Raw genomic sequence first — 22,272 nt, 5'->3', positions numbered from 1 at the left:
CCGGCATGTCGCCGCAGCGCCCGTAAGACCGTTGCCGGGGACGTCCGCCGGCCCTTCGGCGACCGCCGATGGATCGCTACCGTCGCCTCGGGCAGTTCCGGGGGCCGACGCTCTGCCCAGCACCGACGACGGTGACCTGAACAGGGCTTTCCGGCGCCGAGGCGGCGACCGTGCACACGATCTGCTCGACGGCCAGAGAGGACAGGTCGCCGGCCGCGGCCGACAGGGTCACCACCACGTGGCCGGCCGGCCCGGCGGTCACCGAGAACGGGCCGGCCGCGGGCGGGATGTCGGAGGTCAGTCCGTCCGCCTGTTCCTCCGGAGTGGGTCCGGCGGCCAGCAGCATGAGCGTTTCCCCTGGGAACAGCGGACGACCGATGGGCCGCCGCGTCACCGCGCTGAGCCGGCCGTTCTTCACCAAGAAGAGGGTGATCGTCGTGGTGCGTGCGACGGCTCCGCTAGGCGGGTCGCCGCCGATGATGACGCCGCTGGGTCGCACACCGCAGCCGGCCACGGCGACGAGCGCAACCAGGCCCGCGGCGAGCCCGCGGCGGGCGAGCCCGGTCCTCACTCGGGGCCTCCGTCCGGATCGTGTGCCCGGCGCGGCAGCCGCAGCGTGAATACGGCGCCGCCGTCCGGGGCGTTGGTGACGGTGAGGTCGCCTCGGTGCAGGCGCGCGTTCTCCCGCGCGATCGCGAGGCCCAGGCCGCTGCCCTCGGACCTGGCCCTGGCCGCGCTGGCCTTGTAGAACCGGTCGAACACGTGCGGCAGCACCGCTTCGTCCAGCCCCGGTCCGTGATCGCGGACCTCGACGGCGATCCAGTGCGGGTCGGCGTGAAGCCAGACCGACACCGGTGGTTCGCCATGCCGCAGGGCGTTACCGACCAGGTTCGCGAGGATGACATCCACTCGGCGCGGGTCCAGCCGCGCCGTCACCGCGGTTGCAAGCTCGGTACGCACCAGATCTGACCAGCCCCGGACACGCAGGGTCGCGTGCACCAGCTCGGCCACGTCGACCTCGTTCAGCGCGAGGGCCACCACGCCGGAGTCGAACCTGCTGATCTCGATGAGATCGTTAACCAGAGAGGTGAGGTTGAGCGTCTCCTGGCTGACCAGCCTGGCGGCCCTGCCGGCGGGCTCGGGCAGCCGGACCGCCTCCTCGTCCAGGACGTCGGCGACCGCGGCCAGCGCGGCCAGCGGGGTACGCAGCTCATGCGACACATCGGCCACGAACCTGCGGGCGTCGGCCTCCATCTCGCGCAACTGCTCGACGTGCCGTTCCAGCTCCGCGGCGGTGGTGTTGAACGTGCGCGCCACCTCGGCCAGCTCGTCGGAGCCGCGCACCGCGATCCTGGTGCGCAACTCGCCCTCGCCCAGCAGGCGTGCCGCCCGGCCGAGCTCGCGCACCGGCCCCAGCACGCCACGGGTGGCCAGCAACGCGAGGACGACCGCGAACGCCAGGGCCGCCCCGCCGATGCGCCAGGCGCGTGCGGCGAGCTCATCGACGCTGAGCTGCTCGGGCAGCAGGCTGCGCGCGGTGTAGACCTCGATACCCGACACGCGCGCCGTCCGGTCCTGGTCGACGATCAGCAACGGCATGCCGATGATCAGGAAGGGCGCGTCCTGCCACACCACGCGTTGCCACGCGATGTCGCCGCCGGCCACCGCCCACCGCAGCCCCTTCGGAATCACCCCGGGAGTCAGGGCCGGCGGGTTCTCGCCCAGCGTCCGATTCCCCTGCGGCGGCCCGACCGGCGCGTCCGGGATCACCCCGGGATCCAGGGCCGGCGCGTTCCCGCCCAGCGTCCGATTCCCCTGCGGCGGCGGCCTGACCGGCGCGTACGTCTCGTGGTAGACGGCGATCGCGGAGCTGTACCGGTCGGTCACCGCGCCAGCGATCTCGCCGAGCTCGTCCGGGCCCGGCGCCGGACTCCGCAACGGGTAGAGCGCCTCCAGGCGGCTCTTCATCGCCTCCGCCGCGGCATCCTGGGTTCGCACCAGGATGGCGTTGCGGGCCAGGAGGTACATCCCGCCGGCCACCGCCGCCGCGGTGACCACACACAGCAGTGCGAAGGCGAACAACAGCCGGGCGCGCAGCCCCGGGCTCGGCCGAGATTTCACCGGCTGCTCACACCGGCCCGAACCGGTACCCGAACCCGCGCACCGTCTGCACGTAGACGGGCGCCGCCGAGTCGTCCTCGATCTTCGCGCGCAACCGCTGCACGCACGCGTCCACGAGACGCGAGTCGCCGAAGTACCCGTGCTCCCAGACCGACTCCAGCAGTTGCTGGCGGCTGTGCACCCGGCCCGGCGTGCCGGAGAGCTCGAGCAGCAGGCGCAGCTCGGTCGGGGCAAGGCTGACCGGGACGCCACCCTTGGCGACCACCAGCCCGGCCCGATCGATCGTCAGGTCCCCGTGCCGCTCCAGCTCCGCCTGGTCCCGGCCGATCCGCCGGAGCACCGCGCGGATGCGCGCCTCGAGCACCCTCGGCTGCACCGGCTTGACCACGTAGTCGTCGGCGCCCGCCTCCAACCCGGCCACCACGTCCATATCGTCGCCGCGCGCGGTCAGCATGATGATCGGCACCTCGCGGGCGGCCCGGATGCGGCGGCAGACCTCGAACCCGTCCATGCCGGGCAACATCAGATCGAGCAAGACAACGTCGGGAAGGTCCGCACGCAAGCGCTCCAGCCCCTGCTCACCGGACTCCACCACCCGCACCCGGTATCCGTGCAGGGTCAGGGCCAGCTCAAGGCCCTCCCGCACGGCCGGGTCATCCTCGATCAACAACACTCTCGGCACGCCGCCGGGTTTCACCGCACGCTCCGTAACTCTCCCGCCGGTCGACCCATCCACTGTCGGCCGGCCGTGTCCCCACCTTGTCCGCGCCGTGTCATGGTTGTGTCACGGTCGCGCCGACGGTGGCCGCCGTCATGAACGGTGACATGAGGCTGACAATGCGCCCACATGCGGCGTCAATCGTAGTTCGGCATGAAAGCGCCGCATACCACGACGCCGGGGCTTCTTCTGGCGAAAGCCTCGCGCAGGATGGACGTGACTCCCGCGCCGTCCCCGGGCACGGAGGACGAACGACTGACGAGATCGATGATGGGTGACTTGGGCGAGCGGGACACCGACTGGGACGAGCTGATGGCGGGGGCCGAGCCGGCCGGCTGCGTCGACGTGACGGCGACCGACCCGCTGTACATCCTCTACACCTCGGGCACCACGGGCAGGCCGAAGGGCGTGGTGCGCGACAACGGCGGCCACGCGGTCGCGCTGACGTGGTCGATGGCCAACGTGTACAACATTGGGGCCGGCGACGTGTGGTGAACCGCCTCGGTCGTGTTCGGCGGGTTCGCCGCGTTGAAGGAGGTGACGATCGTGGACGGCCTGCCGAAGACCCGCTCGGGAAAGATCCTGCGCAAGTCGATGCGTGCGATCGCCGAGGGTCGCGACGAGCCGGTGCCCTCCACGATCGAGGACCTGGGAATGCCGGCCTCGCTGCGCCCGCACCTGCGCCCGGAGTGACGCCCCTCCCCTTCCGCCGGGAGTGACACGCCTCAGCCGTGGGCGGCGTGGCGCTCCAGGAACGCGTACACGTCGGCCTCGTCCACCCCGGGGAACGAGCCGGGCGGCAGCGCGGCGAGCACGTGGGAGTTGGCGCGTGCCGACGGCCAGGCGTAGCCCTCCCAGCGCTGCGCGAGCTCGGCCGGCGGGCGGCGGCAGCACTCGCCGTTCGGGCAGTTCGACTTGGTGCGGTGGGTGGTCTCGCGCCCGCGGAACCAGCGCGACTCCCGGTAGGGCACGCCCAGCGTGATCGCGAAGTCCTTCTCCTGCGACGGGTCCACGTGGGCGATGCAGAAGTACGTGCCGGTGGGCGAGTCGGAGTACTGGTAGTACAGCGAGAACCGGTCGGGCGAGAGGAACACCTGGCGGCCCGACCACTGCTGGCACATCCGCTGGCCCTCGATCGCCCCCTGCTCGTCGGCGGGGAAGACGATCCCGTCGTTCTCGTACGCCTTGTAGATGATCCCCCCGGCGTCGTTGCGCACGAAGTGGCAGACGAGGTCGAGGTGGCGGGTGGCGAGGTTGGTGAACCGGTGCGCCGCCATCTCGTAGGACACCGCGAACACGTCGCGCAGGTCCTCCACCGACAGCGCCTTGTCCTGCTTGGCCTCCCGCAGGTAGGGGGCGGCCGCCGCCTCGGGCACGAGGACGGCCGCGGCGAAGTAGTTGGCCTCCACCCGCTGACGCAGGAAGTCGGCGAAGTCGCGCGGCTTGTGGTGCTGGAGCGCGATGTGCCCGAGCGTCTGCAGCAGCACGGTGCGCGGCGTGTGCATGCCCAGCTGCTGGCGCTTGACGTAGATGCGCCGGTTGCGCAGGTCGGTCACCGACCGCGCCGACCGCGGCAGGTCGGGCGCGGTGTGCACGGTGAACCCGAAGTGCGACACCAGCGCCTGGACGGTGCTCTCCGACAGCGCGCCGGTCCGGTAGCCGACGGCGGTCAGGGCCTCGGCGGCGGCCTTCTCGATCTCCTCGAAGTAGTTGCCCAGCTCGCGCTGCCTGCGGCGCAGCTCGGCGTTGGCCGCCCGTGCCTCCTCCGGCGTGGCCGTGCCCTTCGCCTCCCTGGCCTTGAGCTCCTCGAACAGGCCGAGGATGTGCTCGAGCACGTCGTTGGGCACCCGTGAGGAGACCTTCAGCCGGCTCAGTCCGAGCCCCGCGTAGAGCGGGTCGCGCTGCGCCTCCTCCAGGGCGATCTCGAGCTGGGCCCGCCGGTTCGGCGCCTGCCTGCGCAGCAGCTCCTCCACCGGCACGTTCAGCGCGGCGGCCAGCGACTTCAGCAGCGAGAGCTTGGGCTCACGCTTGCCGTTCTCCAGCAGCGACAGCTGACTGGGCGCACGCCCCACGCGCTCGCCGAGCTCGGAGAGCGTGAGACCGCGCTGCCTGCGCAGGTGCTTGAGCCGCTGACCGAAGGCCAGGAGATCGAGCTCGTGCGTCAAAGACAGCGGTTCTTCGCCCAGGACGGAGGTCATAACCCGATCCTATGCGGAAAATCGGCGTTTCTTCCAGCAGTACGTGATCGATCCGCCACGGATTGGTCTAGTCCATTGGGAAAACTCTGCGTTTCTTCACCCTCGAATACCCGCCAGTCTTACACAGACCGGAAGTCTTGGCGTTCTTTCGACCGATACCTCCTTGTGAGTGTCTTGATATCGACACAAACTCGGAAGCAAGCCCCAGGTGACGCCAACGCACGCAACAAGGGAGTGACCGGAGATGTCGGATCGCCTCACCGCAGCCGCCCAGCGGCTGCAGCAGGACTGGGAGACCAATCCGCGGTGGACGAACGTCGAGCGGACCTACACGGCCGAGGACGTGGTCCGCCTGCGCGGCTCGGTGCAGGAGGAGCACACGCTGGCCCGGCTCGGCGCGGAGCGCCTGTGGGACCTGCTGCACCACGAGGACTACGTCCACGCCCTGGGCGCGCTGACCGGCAACCAGGCGGTCCAGCAGGTGAAGGCGGGCCTCAAGGCGATCTACCTGTCCGGCTGGCAGGTGGCCGCCGACGCCAACCTCAGCGGTCACACCTACCCCGACCAGAGCCTCTACCCGGCCAACTCGGTCCCCGCCGTGGTCCGCCGGATCAACAACGCGCTGCTGCGGGCCGACCAGATCAGCTGGGCCGAGGGCGACCAGGAGGCCCCGCACTGGCTGGCGCCCATCGTGGCCGACGCCGAGGCCGGCTTCGGCGGGGTGCTCAACGCGTTCGAGCTGATGAAGGCCATGATCGCGGCCGGCGCTGCGGGCGTCCACTGGGAGGACCAGCTCGCCTCGGAGAAGAAGTGCGGCCACCTCGGCGGCAAGGTGCTGATCCCCACCGGCCAGCACATCAAGACCCTCAGCGCGGCCCGCCTCGCGGCCGACGTGGCGGGCGTCCCCAGCCTGATCATCGCGCGGACCGACGCCCAGGCCGCGACGCTCCTGACCAGCGACGTGGACCCCCGCGACCGCGCCTTCTGCACCGGTGACCGCACCGCCGAGGGCTTCTACCGGGTCCGCAACGGCGTCGGCGCCTGCATCGCCAGGGGCCTCGCCTACGCGCCGTACGCCGACCTGCTGTGGATGGAGACCTCCACGCCCGACCTCGACGTGGCCCGCGCGTTCGCCGAGGCGATCAAGCAGGAGTACCCGGACCAGATGCTGGCCTACAACTGCTCGCCGTCGTTCAACTGGAAGAAGCACCTGGACGACGCGACGATCGCCAAGTTCCAGCGCGAGCTGGGCCACATGGGGTACAAGTTCCAGTTCATCACCCTGGCCGGCTTCCACTCGCTGAACTACTCGATGTTCGACCTGGCCAGCGGCTACGCCCAGGACGGCATGACGGCGTACGTCGGGCTCCAGGAGGCCGAGTTCGCCGCCGAGCAGCGCGGCTACACCGCCACCCGCCACCAGCGGGAGGTCGGCACCGGATACTTCGACCTGGTCAGCACGGCCGTCGCGCCGGACTCCTCCACGACGGCCCTGAAGGGCTCGACGGAGGAGGCGCAGTTCGCCGGGGCTCACTAACCACAGCGGACATCTCGGACACAGGTCGGTGACGGGCCCCGCCACCTGTCCGCAGGTCACCCTCGGGGATCTGACGGATCGGCGGCGGGGCTTCGTCGTCGGGGCCGGTCAGACGCGCAGGGCGCGGGCGTACCAGCGGCCGTCCAGCGAGTCGATCCGCAGCCGCCGGCCGAAGCACTCGGACAGGTCGGGCCCGGTGAGCACCTCCCCCACGGGACCGGCGGTCAGGATGCGGGTGTCCCGCATCAGCAGGGCGTGCGTGGTGGTGGCCGGCACCTCCTCCAGATGGTGCGTGACCATCACGGTGGTGAGCCCTGGGCGGGTGCGGGCCAGATCCTCCAGCGCCTCGATCAGGTCCTCCCGCGCCGGCAGGTCGAGGCCCGCGAACGGCTCGTCGAGCAGCAGGATCGCCGGGTCGGCCATCAGCGCCCTGGCCACCCGGACCCGGGCCCGCTCCCCCTGCGAGCACACCTGGAACCTGCGGTCGGCCAGGTCCTTGCAGCCGAGATCGGCCAGCAGCCGGTGCGCCCGCTCCCGCTCCTCGTCGCCGTACCGGTCCCACAGCGGCGCGCTCGTCCCGGTGTGCCCGGTGAGCACGACGGTCAGCGCGGTGGCGCCCTCCTCCTCGAGCAGCGACTCGTCCACCAGCCGCTGGCTCGCCGCGACCAGGCCGATGCTCCGGCGCAGCTCCCGGAGGTCGACCCTGCCGAGCCGCCGCCCGAGCACCGTGGCCGTCCCCGAACTCGGGTGCCGTACGGCCGCGGCGACCGAGAGCATCGTCGTCTTCCCCGCTCCGTTGGGGCCGAGGATCACCCAGTGCTGACCGTGTTCCACGCGCCAGTCGGCGCCGGTCACCAGGGTCCGGCCGACCACGCGGACGGTCACGTCGTCGAGTTCGAGAGCTGCTTCCATGAACACACAGCATGCTGCACGCGGACAGCCGATCGGGACGTCGTATCAGGGTATGGACGGCGCGGGGGTGGTGACCACGCTGGGCGGCCCGCTCTCCGGCGGGGTGCTCGGGACAGGCGGCGGCGACTCCCCGTCGCCCCACTGCGGCTCCTGGCTGACCCCCGAGGACGGGACCGGAGAGTGGCCCTGCCCCGGCTGCCCCGGCTGGCCGGGCTGACCGGGATGCCCCGGCTGACCGGGATGTCCCGGCTGGCCCGGACGCCCGGGCGGGGAGGGCCGGGTGGGACGGCAGTCCCTCTGCCGCCCGGTGACGCAGCGCCCGTCCCCCGGACGCAGGGTCATCCCGGCCGGCGTCGGCGAGGGCGCCGAGGTCGTCCGCCCGTCGTCCGCGGTCGGCGGCCCGGGCTTCGAGCCGGGCGAGCCGGGTGTGCCGGGCGGCATGGTCCGCGTGGCCGTCACCGTCACCCTGGGCCGGGCGGCGTCCGCGATGGGCACCACCGGCGTCCGGGCGGTGCCGAGCACGTCCTCCGGCGGCAGGGCGCTGTCCTCGCCCGGAATGACCACCGGCGCCGCGGGTGGCGGATCCGCGGAGCTGTCCATATGGGCCGACCCGGCGCCCGCCGCGACCACCGTCACCGCGGCGATCGTCACGGTGGCGAGCGCCGCGAAGCCCGCGTGGGACACCTGCGCCCGCGACCGCGCCGCCTGGCGCCGCGCCACCCTGCCCTGAGTCGCCCCCTGCGCCGGTTCCTCCGGCGCTTGGGAGGCCCTGCCCTGTGTGCGCTGACCCTGCGTGGCCCGGCCGGGCATGGTCCCCGCCGGGTAGGGCACGGGCTGCCAGATCTCGTCGAGCACGGCGGCGACCGCCCGCCGGGGGTCGGCGGTCACCTGGACCCCGCCCGCCGCGAGCAGGGAGGCGAGCAGCCATGCCGCGTCCGGACGGTCGGCGGGCTCGCGCTGCAGCGCCGCCGCCACGCCGCCCCACAGCAGCCTCGGCACGGCGTCGAGCCGCGGCTCCTCGACCAGGATGCGCCGGGTGAGCACGTCGAGGTCGCCGGCGCCGAACGGATGCAGCCCGGTCGCCGCGAACGCGACCAGGCAGCCCCAGGAGAAGACGTCCGAGGCGGGGATGGCGTGATGGCCGCGAAGCCGCTCGGGTGCGACCCAGCCCGGACTGCCCATGATCTGCCCGGCCTGCGTGTGCGCCATCGCGACGTCGAGGTCGCGGGCGATCCCGAAGTCGATGACGAACGGCCCCCGCGGCGACAGCAGCACGTTGCCGGGCTTGAGGTCCCGGTGCACCAGCCCGGCCTCGTGCGTGGCCACGAGCGCGGCGGCCGTGCCGAGGGCCACGCCGTACGCGAGGTCGGGGGTGAGCGCCCCCCGGGTGGCGACCACCTGGGAGAGCGGGGGGCCGGGGACGTACTCGGTGACGAGGTAGGGCCGCTCACCGTCGAGGCCGTCCTCGATGACGGCGGCCGTGCAGAACGGCACCACGCGCCGGGAGAGCGCGACCTCCTCGGCGAAGCGGGCCCGCAGCGTGGGGTCTCCCAGGTGCATCGGATGCGGCGTCTTCAGCGCGACGTATCCTCCGCTCGGGTGCTCGGCCAGGTAGACGACGCCCATTCCGCCGCTGCCCAGCCGGCCGAGCAACAGGTAGCGCCCGATGACGACCGGGTCGCCCACGGTCAGCGGGCGCACACCGGGAGGCATGCCGTTACGGGAAGCCTTTCCGCCTCGTGCCATACGGAAGCTACCTCTCTCGAAGTGCCGCACAGCCACTGTGGCCGTTTGGAACGCGCCACGCGCTCAAGTAGCGCCAAGCGGCATGAGAGGTAAGACCAATGGCACCCTAAGGTAAGGCCCGCCGAGGATAACCGCAGGTCACATAGGCCTCATAAGCCACAAACCAGCGCCGCCCTCCCCGTGAACGGCGATCGGCGAAAGGTCCTTCAGGCGGCCTCCACGCCGGAGGCGGAGGTGTGGTCGTGGACGGCGTCGAGGAAGCGGGAGACGTGATCGAAGAACAGGCGGCCTTCGGGGAGGACGTCGGCGAGGAGGGGGAAGATGTGCGGCATGCGGTTCCACTCCTCGTAGGTCACCTGCACGCCGTTCTCGCGGGCGCTGACGGCGACCCGGCGGGCCTCGTCCCGCAGGACCTCGGTGGAGCCGGTGACGATCATCAGCGGGGGGATGCCGGTGTAGTCGCCGTACACGGGGGACACGAGGGGGTCGAAGCAGTCGAGGCCGTCGGTCCAGCGGCGGGCGAGCCATTCGACGCGGCCGGCGGGGAGCATGGGGTCGGACCAGATGTTGGCGCGGCGGCGGCTGGAGCTGAGGTCGGTCCAGGGGGACAGGCAGAGGCCGGCGACGGGGAGGGGCATGCCCCGGTCGCGGAGGGCCAGCAGCGTGGCGAGCGTGAGATGGCCTCCGGCGGAGTCCCCCGCCAGCACGATGTCCTGGGCGGCGTACCCGAGGCCGAGCAGGCACTCGTACGCCTGGAGCGCGTCCGACAGCGACTCGGCGAGGGAGTGGACCGGGCCTTGGCGGTAGTCGAGGGAGAACACCGGACGGCCGGCGGCGGCCGACAACCGCCACGTGATCGGCCGGTGGGTCGCCGGGGAGCAGACGAAGTACGCCCCGCCGTGGAAGTACAGCACCACCTTGCCCTCGTCCAGGCCGGGCCCGCCGTGCACCCATTCTCCCGTGCACGAGCCGAACCGGTCTGGAACGATGGACACGTGCTTGGGGAGGATGCCGGGAACCCGCTCGCCGAGGCACATGATGCGGCTGGCCACGGCCATCCCCGTGGTGTTGCGTACGAGGATGGTGGAGATCGGCTTCATGGTGCCCCGCAGGACCCCGTTGATCGCGGCGGCCTGCCAACTAACCGGATATTCCGGACGGATGTCTACGTTCAGCTCATGTCCCATGCAAGCCTCCCAAAAGGGACATTCCCCTTCTGGTCATCCGTTCTACCGGTAGGTATGTTTCACTCCCCTTACAGCGGTGTTACGACCAGATAACAGCGCAGGACATGAGGCATCCATTGACTGGTTATTCGGGGTCTTCGCTGCCCTGGACGCTCGGCGTCAAGCCCGGCCCCTGCGTGTCGCCGGTAAAGGCTCCGCAAAACCTGCCAACAAACGGTCACGACGAGGACTGCCCTCGCTTCGTCCACCGCTTCGACTACCGCCTCGCCGGCCGCTGATGCCCGGTCACGGCGCCGCCCTCTCCCTCTATCCGCGGCTGGCCTGGTACGGCTTCCGCAGGCACGCGACCTACTGGGCGGCCGCGCTGGCCGGGGCGTTCACCAACACCGTCTTCGGCGTGCTCCGCGCGTACGTGCTGATCGCGCTGTGGCAGGCCCGGCCCGGCCTCGGCGGGTACGACGTGGCCGGCGCGATCACCTTCGCGTTCCTCACGCAGGCGTTCATCGGCCCGATGCAGTTGTTCGGCGGCGGCCTGGACCTGCCGCAGCGGATCCGCACCGGCGACGTCGCGCTCGACCTGGTCCGCCCGGCGTCCCTGCAGATGTGGTGCCTGTCGGAGGACCTGGGCCGGGCGGCGTACCTCTTCGTCGTCCGCGGCGGCCCGCCGGCCCTCGTGGGCGCGCTGCTGTTCGGCATCGTCGCCCCGCACGCCCCGGCCGCGTTCCTGGTGAGTGTCGCCCTGGGCGTGGTCGTGAGCTTCGGCTGGCGCTACATCGTCGCTCTGGCCACCTGCTGGGTGATGGACGACCGGGGTCTCGTTGTGCTGTCGATGGTGCTCACGACGTTCTTCAGCGGGCTCATGCTGCCTCTGGCGATCTTCCCCGGATGGCTGGGGGAACTGTCCCGGGCGCTGCCGTGGTCGGCGATGGCACAGGTGCCCGCCGACGTCTATCTCGGCACGGCCGATCCCGCCCCCGCCCTCGGCTTCCAGGCCCTGTGGGCCGCCGTCCTGCTGGCCCTGGGCGCGCTCATGACCGGCGCCGCCCGCAGGAAGGTCGTGATCCAGGGTGGGTGAGCGGCCGTGATCAGGACGTACGCACTGCTCGCGTGGACGTGGACGCGGGCGGCGGCGCAGTATCCGTTGTCGTTCGCGCTCATGACGGCGGGCGGGCTGGTGGTCGGCGGCCTCGACGTCGCGGTCATCTGGGTGATCTTCGCCAACACCGGCGAGCTGGCGGGCTTCGGGCTGACCGAGGTCATGTTCCTGTACGGCGCGTCGCAACTGGCCTTCGCGCTCGCCGACCTGCTGTTCGGCAACGTCGACAAAATCAGCCAGCACATCGTGGCCGGCACGCTGGACGTCATGCTGATCCGGCCCGCGTCGCCCTTCGTTCAGGTCGCCGCCGACCGGTTCACGCCGCACCGGCTCGGCCGGTCGATCCAGGCCGGAGCCGTGCTCGCCGCCGGCCTGGCGGGGCTGGACGTCCCCCTCGGCCGGGTCTGGATGGTGCCCGTCATGGTCGTCTCGGGAATCGTGATCTTCGCGGCGCTCTTCACGCTCGGCGGCGCGCTGCAGTTCCTGCTCACCGCCGCCCCCGAGGTGGCCAACGCCTTCACCTACGGCGGGGCGACGCTCACGCAGTATCCGCTGAGCGTCTACGACCCCCGCATCGTGCGGGGGATGACCTTCGCGCTGCCGCTGGCGTTCGTCAACTGGCAGCCGGGCCTGTACGTGCTCGGCCGGCCCGATCCGCTCGGGCTGCCGTCCTGGACGGGCCTGCTGTCCCCCGCCGCCGCGCTCGCGCTGGCCGCCGTCGCCGCGCTCGCCTGGCGGGCGGGGATCCGCCGCTACCGATCGACGGGGAGTTGAGAACAGTGATCGAGACAGACGGGGTCGGGAGGACCTTCACGGTCCGCCGCCAGGTCGTGCACGCCGTACGAGACCTGTCCTTCCGCGTCGGGGCCGGGGAGTTCGTCGCCTGCCTCGGCCCGAACGGCGCGGGCAAGTCCACCACGATCAAGATGCTGACCGGGATCCTCACGCCCACGTCGGGCCGGGTCCGGGTGGCCGGTCTCGATCCCTCCCGGCGCCGTACGGCTCTCGCCCGCAGGATCGGCGTCGTCTTCGGCCAGCGGACGACCCTGTGGTGGGACCTGCCGCTCCGCGACAGCCTGGAACTGGCCCGGCTCCTTTACAAAGTAGATCGGAAGGTGTTCCGCGAGCGGCTCGACGAGATGTGCGACCTGCTCGACCTGGGCGGCTTCCTCGCGACGCCGGTGCGGCAGCTCAGCCTGGGCCAGCGGATGCGGGGCGACATCACCGCCGCCCTGCTGCACGACCCCGCCGTGCTCGTGCTCGACGAGCCGACGATCGGGCTCGACGTCGTCAGCAAGGCGGAGGTGCGCGACTTCCTGCGGCGGCTGAACGCGGAACGCGGGACGACGGTGCTGCTGACCACCCACGACCTGGGCGACGTGGAGCGGCTGTGCCGCCGCGTGCTGCTCATCGACCACGGCCGGCTGGCCTTCGACGGCACGGTGGACGGCCTGCGGGCGACCGCGCCGGGACGCGCCTCGATCGAGGACGTCGTGGCCGAGCTCTATCTCAGAAGCCGTACGACTCCTCGTACTCCTCCTGCTCCTCGTCCGGCTCCGGACGGGCCCAGCGCGACGGCATGAGCACCGGGAGGAACAGCGCGACGCCGAGCAGGCCGTACACGCCGGTCGACAGCAGCATGAGCATCCCGCGGCCGGCCTGCAGCAGCTCGGCCTGCACCGAGGGACCGGAGGGCACGAGGCTCGCGGCGCGCGACACGTCGAGGACGTAGACCACGGTCCAGGCCAGCAGCGCCATCGACGGCACGAACGTCGCCAGCGGGGACACCCGGCCGACCAGCACCAGCCCGAGCAGCAGGCCCACGACGGCCATCACACCGAGGGCGATCAGCATCCGGGTGTCCTTGGCCGGGTCGACGCTCTGTGCCGCTCCCCGGACCGCCTCCTGGGACGCCCATCCACCACCGAGGAGAAGAGCCGCCGCGACGACAACGCCAAGGAGCAGCCCGAAGAAGTGCCGCATGAACACCGCCTTGGGTGAGAGGTCCGCGGCAACACTAGCGATAAAGAACGGTAAAGGGCAGCACTTACGCCGTGATGTCCTTACTCGTGAAGCGCGACCAGGCGAGGGAGCCGAAAACCAGGACGTACGCGGCGAAGGCGAGCAGCCCCTGTCCCATCTGGTCGAACGCCACCGGTGCCCGCAACGCCCCGTCGAACGCCCCCCACCACGAGGTCAGCAGGGCCGGCCGTACGGCCGCCACCTGCGGGATCGCGCTCAGGACCTGGCTGACCACCACCAGCACGACGCTCGTGGCCACCGCCCCGATCGGCGCCTCGGTCAGCGTGGAGACCGCGAGCGCGACCGCGCCGAGCGCGGCCATCCCCGCGGCGGCGTACAGGACGACCACCCCGGCGCGCAGCAGGGCATCGGCGGCCGGGATCGTCGTGCCCGACAGCAGCGTCACCGGCCCGGCCGGGAACAGCACCAGCCCGGCCACCAGCGCCGACAGCGCCACGAGCGCGCACGCCGCGAGGCAGAAGACCACGACGTTGGCGTACTTCACCAGCAGCAGCCTCGTCCGGCCGGTCGGCGCGACGAGCAGGTAGCGCAGCGTGCCCTGGCTCGCCTCGCCGGCGATCGCGTCGCCGGCCACGACCGCCACGGTCAGCGGCAGCACGATCGGCGTCATGACGGCGAACGCGGCGAAGGTCAGCATCAGACCGTTGCCGGCGATCTGGCCGATGATCGAGCCGCCCACGTCGCCGCCCGACGCGACCCGCACCGCGACGCCGACCAGCACCGGCACGACCGCGAGCACCCCGAGCATCGCGAGGTTGCGCGGACGGCGGAACGTCAGCCCGATCTCGGAGGCCAGCAACCGCGTCAGGTGCCGCCTCCCGTTCTCACGCACCGACATCGAACCCCTCCCCCGTCAGGCCGACGAAGACGTCCTCAAGCGTGGGACGCACCACGGCGAACCCGCGCACGGCCACGCCCTCGCCGACGAGCAGCGCGCAGATCTCCTCCGGCGCCCGGGCGCCGATGACCGCCGTCACCTCGCCGTCCGCGGCGCGCACGTCGCCGAGCCCGGCCCTGGCCAGCACGGCCGCCGCCGCGTCCGCGTCCGGCGTCTCCACCCGCAGGCGCGGCTCCTCGCCCGACGCACGCAGCGCGGCGATCGGGCCCTGGGCGACGAGCCTGCCGGTGCGCATGACGCCGAGGTGGGTGCACATCTGCTCGACCTCGCTCAGCAGGTGGGAGGAGACGAAGACGGTCGTGCCGTCCTCGGCGATCCTCCTGATCAGCGTGCGGACCTCGCGGGTGCCCTGCGGGTCCAGTCCGTTGGTCGGCTCGTCGAGCACGAGCAGCTCCCTCGGAACCAGCAGCGCGGCCGCGATGGCCAGGCGCTGGCGCATGCCGAGCGAGTAGGTGCGGTAGCGCTTGCCCGCCGCCGCCGTCAGCCCCACCCGCTCCAGCGCCGCGCCGATCCTGGCGCGCGCCGTACGCGCGTCGGCCGCCGGATCGGCCGCGTCGAAGCGGCGCAGGTTGGCCTCGCCCGACAGGTACGGATAGAAGGCCGGCCCCTCGACCACCGCGCCGACGCGCGGCAGCGCCCGGGCCAGCCCGGCCGGCATGGGCGTCCCGAGCAGCGACCAGGTGCCCGAGGTCGGGGCGACCAGGCCGAGCAGCATGCGGATCGTCGTGGTCTTGCCCGAGCCGTTCGGGCCGAGGAAGCCGAAGACCGATCCGCGCGGCACGGCCAGGCCGACGCCGTCGACGGCCACCTGGCCGCCGCGGAAGCGCTTGGTGAGACCGGACGTGACGATGGCGGACGCCGCCGCGGCCTCGGGGGAGGGCGGGGGCGCCCCGGTGTCCTCCCGTGGCGCCCCCGCGCGCGTGCCCACCGTCACCGCGTCCACCGCGTCCACCGCGTCCACCGCCTCCACCGGGCCCACCGCGATCCCCGTTCGTCCGCGGTGCGTGGGCTCGGTCATCCCTTCACACCGGCCGCGCGGTAGAGGGCCTCCGGGGCCACGGCGCCGGCGAGCAGGCGGCCGTCGTCGGTGACCAGGATCGACACCACCTTCGTGCGCAGCAGCCGGCCGCTGCCCCACTCCCCGCTGACGGGGGTGGCCGCCCCCTTCAGGCCGTCGAGCAGCGCGGTCACGTCCATGCCGTCACGTCCCTTCCCGTCCTGCTGCTGGGCGGGAACGTCCTGCGCGGGAACGTCGGGCAGGGAGGTGACGAGCACGCTGTCCCAGCCGGAGCCGACGACGCGGCCCCGGTCGTGCGCCTCGGCGAGCGCCTCCGGCCGGTGGTCCTGCGGAGGGGTGGCCGTCCCCTGCTCGACCTTCGCGCCGGGCGGCGGCGTGAAGGAGAAGTTCTCCGGCGCGGGAGCGGTGAACGACAGCGACTCGAAACCGACCTCGAAGACCGGCTCGGCCGCCCCCTTGGCGTACACCTGGACGCGCAGCGGCATCAGCTTCTCGCCGTCGAGCGCCACCCGGACGTCCTTGATCAGCGAATCGGCCGACTTCGGCGTCAGCACGATCTGGTAGGCCGCGCGGCCCGCGACCGTGACGACGTCGCCGACGCTGATCGCCGTGTCGGTCCCGGCCGCCTGCAGCGCCTGCCGCGCGGCCTGTTCCGGCGTCGCGAACGGTGACGCGAACGGTGACGCGGCTCCCGGCCGCATCGGGAAGGCGCCGCCGTGCCCGCCGCCGTGCCCACCTTCGGGAGCCGCGGGGACGGTGAGACGGGTCGCCTTGTTGGCGGCGCTGTCCCACAACCACACCGTGCCGCCGTCGGCGACGAGGTCGGTCTCGCTCATCTCCCCCGGCAGCATGAGGCGGAACCTGTCCTCCCCCGCGTACCAGATCTTGAGCTGGTGCGACCCCGACAGCAGCGACGTTGGCGAGGCGCCGGACGGTCCGCCCGGCCCGGACAGGCCCGACAGGCCGGGCAGCGCGGGCAGGCCGAGCGACGCGGTCTCGACGATCGTGCCGGACATCTGCGGCATCCGGCCGTTCTGCCAGGTGCGCGCGACGTCGGCCAGCAGTTGCTCCGCCGTACGGTCCGGCAGGGACGGGTCGCTGCGCACCGCCGCGATCACCGGCCCCGTCCCCACGGCAGCCGCCACCACGGCCACCGCCGCCACCGGCACTCCCCACCTCACGGCGCGGGTTCTCTTCGCCATTTCACATCTCCCACTATGGGCGGAAAACCTGACAACCCGAGACTGCCGACACGTTCCTGTGCCGACGCTGAGACGGACTGAGAGGGCTCTCAGGCCGGCCGCGCCCGCGCAGGCGAAAGGGGCCACACTGGGGCAATGCGGGTTCTGGTGGTGGAGGACGAGCGGCGGATGGCGGCGGCGCTGCGCCGGGGGCTGCAGGCGGAGGGCTTCGCCGTCGACCTGGCGCACGACGGGAACGAGGGCCTGCACCTGGCGCGCGTCGGCGACTACGACGTGGTCGTGCTCGACATCATGCTTCCCGGCTTGTCCGGCTACAACGTGTGCAAGCAGTTGCGCGCGGAGGAGAACTGGGTGCCGATCCTCATGCTGTCGGCCAAGGACGGCGAGTACGACATGGCCGACGGGCTCGACCTCGGCGCCGACGACTACCTCACCAAGCCGTTCTCGTACGTGGTGCTGGTGGCCCGGCTCCGGGCGCTGCTGCGCCGGGGTGGCGGCCGCAGGCCCTCCGTGCTGCGCGCGGGCGACCTGTCGCTCGACCCCGCGGCGCGGGCGGTCGCGCGGGGCGAGGCGCCGGTCGAGCTGACGCCCAGGGAGTTCGCCCTGCTCGAATACCTGATGCGCCGGCCGGGCGAGGTGGTGTCGAAGCCGGAGATCCTGGAGCACGTGTGGGACACCTACGACACCGATCCGAACGTGGTCGAGGTGTACGTCGGATATCTGCGCAGGAAGATCGACACGCCGTTCGGCCGCGCCGCCCTGCAGACCGTGCGCGGCGCCGGCTACCGGCTCGCGAGCGACGGCGGCTGAGCGTGCCCGCGTCACCCCCGCCCCCATCATCCGCGCCCGGATCACGCGGCGCCGGTGTTGCCGTGCTCGCCCGCCCGGTGACGTGGTGGCGGCGGCAGAGCCTGCGGTTCCGGGTCACCGCGGCGGCGACGGCCGTGCTGGCGCTCGCCCTGGCCGGGTCGGCGTACGTGTTCGTCGCGGTGCTCGGCGAGGCGCTCGTCCGGAGCATCGACGACCAGGTCTACCAGCGGGGACGTGAGATCGTCGCGCTGTCGGACGCGAACCGGCTGTCCGATCCCGTCGTCTCGGTGGACAACACGATCGTGCAGGTGCTCGACCGGGACGGGCGGATCGTCGACGCCACCCCGAACACCGACCGCCTCGTCCCCCTGCTGTCCGCGCAGGCGCGGGAGGCCGCCGTGCGCACCGGCGAGCCCGACTTCCTCGACGGCCGGCCGTACGCGCTGCCGGGGCCGCTGCGGGTGCGGGCGCTCAGCGCGGACCGCGGCGTGACGGTGATCGTGGCCCGGTCGTTCGGCGAGGTGGAGAGCAGCCTGGTGACCATCGGTCACGTGCTCATCGCCGGCATGCCGCTCCTGCTCGCGCTGCTGGCGGCGGTCTCGTGGCTGGTCGCCGGGCGCACGCTGCGGCCGATCGCGCTGCTGCGGCGGGGCGCGGCCGAGGTGGGCGCCACCGCGCGGTCGCGGCGGCTGCCGGTGCCCGAGGCGCGCGACGAGGTGCACGCGCTCGCCACGACCCTCAACGACATGCTCGGGCGGCTGGAGGAGGCCGACGCGCGCCAGCGGGCGCTGGTCTCCGACGCGGCGCACGAGTTGCGCAGCCCGCTCGCGAGCATCCGGCTCCAGCTGGAGGTCGCGCTCAGCCACCCGGAGGGGCAGGACTGGAAGGAGACGGCCGAGGGGGTGCTGGAGGACACCCTCCGCCTGTCCCGCCTCGCCGAGGACCTGCTCGCCCTCGCCCGGCTCGACGAGGGCCGCACCGGCCGGCGGGAGCCGGTCGACCTGGCCGGGATGGCCCGCCGTACGGCCGAGCGGTACGGCCTCGGCCTCGACCTCCCGCCCGGCGCGGCTCCCGTCGTGCTGGGCGACGCGCTGGACCTGCGGCGGGTGCTCGCCAACCTCGTCGACAACGCCCTGCGGCACGCGGCGTCGGCGGTCAGGATCGGCGTACGCGCCGTGGGGAGCGCCGCCGAGCTCACCGTCACCGACGACGGGCCGGGCATCCCGCCCGAGGACCGGGAGCGGGTCTTCGACCGGTTCACCCGGCTCGACGACGCGCGCAGCCGCGACGACGGCGGCGCCGGGCTCGGTCTCGCGATCGTGCGCACCACGGTCGAGGCCCACGGCGGTACGGTCCACCTGGAGGACGCCTCCCCCGGACTGCGCGCCGTCGTCCGGATCCCCCTGGCACGTTGAGGAGTCGCATGCTTCCCGAACACGGCAGGCCCGTCACCGAGCTGCTCGCCGAGCTGACCGCCCTGAAGGCGGCCGACCTGCCGGTGCGCGGCGGCAAGGTGACGGCCTACGTCTACGACACCGGCCTGCCGGAGGTGCACGAGGCCGCGCACCGGGCGTACGCGGAGATGCTCGAGGTCAACATGCTCGACCCGACGGCCTTCCCCAGCATGGTCGCGCTGGAGCGACAGGTGGTCGGGGCGGTCGCCGAGTTGCTCGGCCGTCCGGGCGCGCCGGGGATATTCACCAGCGGCGGCACCGAGTCGATCATGCTGGCGGTGAAGGCCGCCCGCGACGCCCGCCCGGGCGCGACCCGGGTCGTGCTGCCGGTCACCGCGCACCCGGCGTTCCACAAGGCCGCGCACTACCTCGGCATGGAGATCGTGCCGGTCCCCGTCGACCCGGTGACCTACTGGGCCTCGGTCCCGGCGTTCGAGGCGGCGCTCGACGAGCGTACGGCGCTGGCGGTGGTGTCGGCCCCCTCCTACCCGCAGGGCGTCGTCGACCCGGTCGAGGAGGTCGCCGCGCTGGCCGCCGCGCGCGGTGTGCCGTGCCACGTGGACGCCTGTGTCGGCGGCTGGCTGCTGCCGTGGCTGCGCGAGGCGGGCGCCGCGATCCCGCCGTTCGACCTGGCCGTGCCCGGCGTCACCTCGATCTCGTGCGACCTGCACAAGTTCGGCTACGCGCCGAAGGGGGCGTCGGTGCTGCTGTTCCGCGACGCGGAGCTGCGCCGCCGCGCCTACTTCGCCTCGGCGGCCTGGCCCGGCTACACGATCATCAACGCGACCGTGCAGAGCTCGCGGTCGGCCGGGCCGCTCGGCGGCGCCTGGGCCACCCTGCAGGCCCTCGGCCGGGAGGGCTACCTGGAGCTCGGCCGCAGGACGCTGGAGGCGACCCGGCGGCTGGCCGAGGGTGTGGGGAAGATCCCCGGGCTGCGGGTGCTCGGGGAGCCGGAGGCCGCGCTGGTCGCGATCGCCGGATCCGCCGAGGTGGACGTCTTCGTGCTGGCCGACGAGGCGCGCCGGCTCGGCTGGTTCCTCCAGCCGCAGCTGTCGTACGCCGGGATCCCGGCCAACATCCACGTGACGGTGACCGGTGTGACGCTGGCAGGGGTGGACGCGATGCTGGAGGTGATCGCCGAGGCCGCCGACGCCGCCCGGCGACGGGGACCGGCCGACGTGCCCGGGGGCCTGCCCGAGCTCATCGCGTCCCTCGACCTCGACGCGCTGGACGACGCCACGTTCGCCGAGCTCGCCGCGTCGGTGGGAATCGACCTCACGGCGACGGGACAGCCCGGGATGGCGGTGGTGAACGCCGTGCTCGACGCGCTGCCCGCCGCCACCCGCGAGGCGATCCTCGTCCGGTTCCTGTCGGTCCTGTACTCCTGACGCGGCCGTCTTCCCGGTCTTCGCCTTCCGGCGTTCGTCGGCCGGCGGTCAGCGGCCGGCGGTCAGCGGCCGGCGGTCAGCGGCCAGCGTTCACCTTCCGGTGGTCAGCGGGCGGCGCGGCGCGTCGGGGACGCCGGCCGGCCGGTCGTCCCAGTCCTCCGCGCCGCCACCGCGAGCGCCAGCGCCAGCGCCAGCGCCACCAGCAGCGCGCTGACCCACAGCGGTGACCGGTAGCCCAACCCGGCGCCGATGGCGACGCCGCCCAGCAGGGGCCCGGCGGTCGCGCCCACGTTGAAGGCGGCGGTCGCGAACGCGCCGCCCAGAGACGGCGCATCGGCCGCCGCGTAGAGCGCTCGCGTGATCAGTGTGGAGCCGACGGCGAAGGACAGCGCGCCCTGCACGAAGACGAGCACGAGCACGACGGCCGGGTAGCCCGCGGCCACGGCGAACACGATCCAGCCGGTCGTCAGGGCCAGGCCGCCGGGCACCAGCAGCCGCATCGGCCGCCGGTCCGCCATCCGGCCGCCGATCGACACCCCGGCGAACGACCCCAGGCCGAAGAGCGCCAGCAGCACCGGCACCCAGCCCGGGCCGTAGCCGCCGACCTCGGTGACCAGCGGAGCCAGGTAGGTGAAGGTGCAGAACGTGGCGCCGTTCACCAGCGCGCCGAGCAGCAGGGTCACGAGCAGCCGGGGCCGGCGCAGCGCCCGCAGCTCGCGGCGCGCGGCGGGCACGGCCGCCTCCGGTGGCGGGGCCGCGTCCGGTGACATGGCCGTCCCCGGCGGGATGGCCGTCCCCGGTGACATGGCCGTTCCCGGCGGGATGGACGGAACGGCGACCGCGACCGCGACGACGGCCGGCACCGAGACGACCGCCACCGCCCAGAACGCCGAGCGCCAGCCCCACACCTGGCCGAGCACGGCGCCCGCCGGCACCCCGGCGACGCAGGCGAGCGTGATCCCGCCGAGCAGCACGGAGGCGGCCCGGCCCTTGGCGCCGGGCCCGGCCATGGCGGTCGCCGCCGCGAGACCCACGGCCAGGAATCCGGCGTTGGCCAGCGCTCCGGCGACGCGGGCGGCCAGGAGAACGCCGAAGCTGGTGGTGACCGCGCCGGCCACGTGGACGATCATGAAGATGGTCAGGAAGACGAGCAGCGCCCGCCGTCTCGGCCACCGCAGGCTGAGAACGGCCGTCAGGGGCGCGCCCACGATCATCCCCACGGCGAAGGCCGACGTCAGCGCCCCCGCGGCGGGGACGGACACCTGAAGGTCACGGACGATGCCGGGCACCAGGCCCGACAGCATGAACTCGGAGGTCCCCTGGGCGAAGACCGCCAGTCCGAGCATGTAGATGGCGATTGGCATGACAACTCCACACCGCGTCGTAAGAGGTCGCGAAGCCCACGAAGGCACGAAGGATCGCGAACGGTCGATGAGCACGCGGTGGGCCGCGGCGGACCACGGCCGGACACGAGGGGAGCGTCCGGCCGGGCACGCGGGATCACCGCGCGAACGAACCCGGGATCCGGCGGTGGAAGCACTCCATGACGGCGGCGACCGTGCGCGGAGCCCGGGAGAAACGGCCCGTACGACGGTCATTCGGCCGCAGGCGCCGCGCGGCGGCACTGCGAAGGCACAGCGACGGCACAGCGACGGCACAGCGACGGGCGCGACGGCGGTCCTCATCCGCGTCCCCTGTGCGGTGGCGTGCGGCGACGACGGGGCCGCGGCGATTCAGCGCCACTGCAGCCAGGCATGACGTGCAGCCAGGCATACAGCGGGGCGAGCACGGCGGGACATGCCGGCGCCGCGGATCAGCGCGCCACGTGAGCGGTACGACAGCTCAGTGCTGCCACCGCTCAGTGCTGCACCACTCAGTGCTGCACCACTCAGCGCTGCGGCCGTTCAGGGGTGCGACGATTCAGCCACCGAATGACCGGTGGCT

Annotated in this window: 21 protein-coding genes; 9 read left to right on the top strand and 12 right to left on the bottom strand. The window is 72.8% G+C overall.

What is annotated here, in order from left to right; genetic code table 11:
• Positions 1-76: 76 nt before the first annotated feature.
• From ACIBK1_RS14595 to ACIBK1_RS14585, 3 genes are read right to left on the bottom strand one after another with little or no spacing between them, the layout of a single operon-like run.
• On the bottom strand, positions 77-571 hold the full coding sequence (locus ACIBK1_RS14595; RefSeq protein WP_396735055.1) for a GerMN domain-containing protein: 495 nt from the start codon (positions 569-571) through the stop codon (positions 77-79).
• Complete coding sequence (locus tag ACIBK1_RS14590; RefSeq protein WP_396735052.1) at positions 568-2,121, bottom strand: ATP-binding protein; 1,554 nt, start codon at positions 2,119-2,121, stop codon at positions 568-570. The genes ACIBK1_RS14595 and ACIBK1_RS14590 overlap by 4 nt, the downstream gene beginning before the upstream one ends.
• Positions 2,122-2,128: 7 nt before the next feature.
• Entirely contained in the window at positions 2,129-2,803 is a 675-nt protein-coding gene (locus ACIBK1_RS14585; RefSeq protein WP_030506948.1) for a response regulator transcription factor, read from the bottom strand.
• Positions 2,804-3,109: 306 nt separating this feature from the next.
• Here ACIBK1_RS14585 and ACIBK1_RS14580 point away from each other — a divergent pair, with 306 nt between their 5' ends.
• Entirely contained in the window at positions 3,110-3,334 is a 225-nt protein-coding gene (locus ACIBK1_RS14580) for an AMP-binding protein (protein WP_357327322.1), read from the top strand.
• Between the two features lie 12 nt (positions 3,335-3,346).
• Positions 3,347-3,532 (top strand): hypothetical protein, encoded by a 186-nt coding sequence (locus tag ACIBK1_RS14575; protein WP_396735047.1) that lies wholly within the window; start codon positions 3,347-3,349, stop codon positions 3,530-3,532.
• 32 nt (positions 3,533-3,564) lie between these two features.
• Here ACIBK1_RS14575 and ACIBK1_RS14570 read toward each other — a convergent pair whose 3' ends face one another.
• A complete protein-coding gene (locus ACIBK1_RS14570) occupies positions 3,565-5,037 on the bottom strand; it encodes a helix-turn-helix domain-containing protein (RefSeq protein ID WP_051761483.1) in 1,473 nt (490 codons plus the stop codon).
• A 244-nt stretch (positions 5,038-5,281) separates the two neighbouring features.
• On the opposite strand from ACIBK1_RS14570, the gene aceA reads away from it, so the two are divergent.
• On the top strand, positions 5,282-6,574 hold the full coding sequence (gene aceA / locus ACIBK1_RS14565; RefSeq protein WP_030506951.1) for an isocitrate lyase: 1,293 nt from the start codon (positions 5,282-5,284) through the stop codon (positions 6,572-6,574).
• Between the two features lie 108 nt (positions 6,575-6,682).
• Here aceA and ACIBK1_RS14560 read toward each other — a convergent pair whose 3' ends face one another.
• From ACIBK1_RS14560 to ACIBK1_RS14550, 3 genes are all read right to left on the bottom strand, one after another.
• Entirely contained in the window at positions 6,683-7,486 is an 804-nt protein-coding gene (locus ACIBK1_RS14560; RefSeq protein ID WP_076436720.1) for an ABC transporter ATP-binding protein, read from the bottom strand.
• A 45-nt stretch (positions 7,487-7,531) separates the two neighbouring features.
• Positions 7,532-9,199 (bottom strand): serine/threonine-protein kinase, encoded by a 1,668-nt coding sequence (locus ACIBK1_RS14555; protein ID WP_396735043.1) that lies wholly within the window; start codon positions 9,197-9,199, stop codon positions 7,532-7,534.
• A gap of 239 nt (positions 9,200-9,438) precedes the next feature.
• Positions 9,439-10,419, bottom strand: a complete 981-nt coding sequence (locus ACIBK1_RS14550) for an alpha/beta hydrolase (protein WP_357323762.1) — start codon at positions 10,417-10,419, stop codon at positions 9,439-9,441.
• 277 nt (positions 10,420-10,696) lie between these two features.
• Between ACIBK1_RS14550 and ACIBK1_RS14545 the strand changes: the two genes are divergently transcribed.
• From ACIBK1_RS14545 to ACIBK1_RS14535, 3 genes are read left to right on the top strand one after another with little or no spacing between them, the layout of a single operon-like run.
• Complete coding sequence (locus ACIBK1_RS14545) at positions 10,697-11,494, top strand: ABC transporter permease (RefSeq protein ID WP_030506955.1); 798 nt, start codon at positions 10,697-10,699, stop codon at positions 11,492-11,494.
• 6 nt (positions 11,495-11,500) lie between these two features.
• Complete coding sequence (locus ACIBK1_RS14540; protein WP_030506956.1) at positions 11,501-12,289, top strand: ABC transporter permease; 789 nt, start codon at positions 11,501-11,503, stop codon at positions 12,287-12,289.
• A gap of 5 nt (positions 12,290-12,294) precedes the next feature.
• The gene (locus tag ACIBK1_RS14535) at positions 12,295-13,098 is read left to right on the top strand and encodes an ABC transporter ATP-binding protein (protein WP_081903382.1); all 804 of its coding nucleotides are present in this window, start codon (positions 12,295-12,297) and stop codon (positions 13,096-13,098) included.
• On the opposite strand, the gene ACIBK1_RS14530 is transcribed toward ACIBK1_RS14535, so the two are convergent.
• The 4 genes from ACIBK1_RS14530 to ACIBK1_RS14515 all read right to left on the bottom strand — a co-directional run bounded on the left by ACIBK1_RS14530 (position 13,025) and on the right by ACIBK1_RS14515 (position 16,676).
• Positions 13,025-13,498: a hypothetical protein gene (locus ACIBK1_RS14530; protein WP_030506958.1), complete on the bottom strand. Its 474-nt coding sequence runs from the start codon at positions 13,496-13,498 to the stop codon at positions 13,025-13,027. The two genes, ACIBK1_RS14535 and ACIBK1_RS14530, sit on opposite strands and share 74 nt — an antisense overlap.
• A 64-nt stretch (positions 13,499-13,562) precedes the next feature.
• Positions 13,563-14,396, bottom strand: coding sequence for an ABC transporter permease (locus ACIBK1_RS14525; protein ID WP_051761485.1), 834 nt, complete (start codon positions 14,394-14,396; stop codon positions 13,563-13,565).
• Positions 14,383-15,474: an ABC transporter ATP-binding protein gene (locus ACIBK1_RS14520; RefSeq protein ID WP_396735037.1), complete on the bottom strand. Its 1,092-nt coding sequence runs from the start codon at positions 15,472-15,474 to the stop codon at positions 14,383-14,385. The genes ACIBK1_RS14525 and ACIBK1_RS14520 overlap by 14 nt, the downstream gene beginning before the upstream one ends.
• Complete coding sequence (locus ACIBK1_RS14515) at positions 15,471-16,676, bottom strand: LolA family protein (RefSeq protein WP_030506961.1); 1,206 nt, start codon at positions 16,674-16,676, stop codon at positions 15,471-15,473. The genes ACIBK1_RS14520 and ACIBK1_RS14515 overlap by 4 nt, the downstream gene beginning before the upstream one ends.
• Before the next feature lie 135 nt (positions 16,677-16,811).
• On the opposite strand from ACIBK1_RS14515, the gene ACIBK1_RS14510 reads away from it, so the two are divergent.
• The 3 genes from ACIBK1_RS14510 (at position 16,812) to ACIBK1_RS14500 (ending at position 20,328) form a co-directional block, all read left to right on the top strand.
• Positions 16,812-17,486, top strand: a complete 675-nt coding sequence (locus ACIBK1_RS14510; protein WP_030506962.1) for a response regulator transcription factor — start codon at positions 16,812-16,814, stop codon at positions 17,484-17,486.
• A 62-nt stretch (positions 17,487-17,548) separates the two neighbouring features.
• The gene (locus ACIBK1_RS14505; protein WP_396735032.1) at positions 17,549-18,901 is read left to right on the top strand and encodes a sensor histidine kinase; all 1,353 of its coding nucleotides are present in this window, start codon (positions 17,549-17,551) and stop codon (positions 18,899-18,901) included.
• 8 nt (positions 18,902-18,909) lie between these two features.
• Positions 18,910-20,328, top strand: a complete 1,419-nt coding sequence (locus ACIBK1_RS14500) for a pyridoxal phosphate-dependent decarboxylase family protein (RefSeq protein ID WP_396735029.1) — start codon at positions 18,910-18,912, stop codon at positions 20,326-20,328.
• 104 nt (positions 20,329-20,432) lie between these two features.
• Here ACIBK1_RS14500 and ACIBK1_RS14495 read toward each other — a convergent pair whose 3' ends face one another.
• A complete protein-coding gene (locus tag ACIBK1_RS14495) occupies positions 20,433-21,692 on the bottom strand; it encodes a Cmx/CmrA family chloramphenicol efflux MFS transporter (protein ID WP_396735026.1) in 1,260 nt (419 codons plus the stop codon).
• Between the last annotated feature and the right edge of the window lie 580 nt (positions 21,693-22,272).

The organism is Microbispora rosea, assembly GCF_044460045.1.
GTDB classification, from domain to species: Bacteria; Actinomycetota; Actinomycetes; order Streptosporangiales; family Streptosporangiaceae; genus Microbispora; species Microbispora rosea.
Note: the sequence above shows the minus strand (reverse complement) of the source record. Positions and strands in the feature narration are given on the sequence as shown.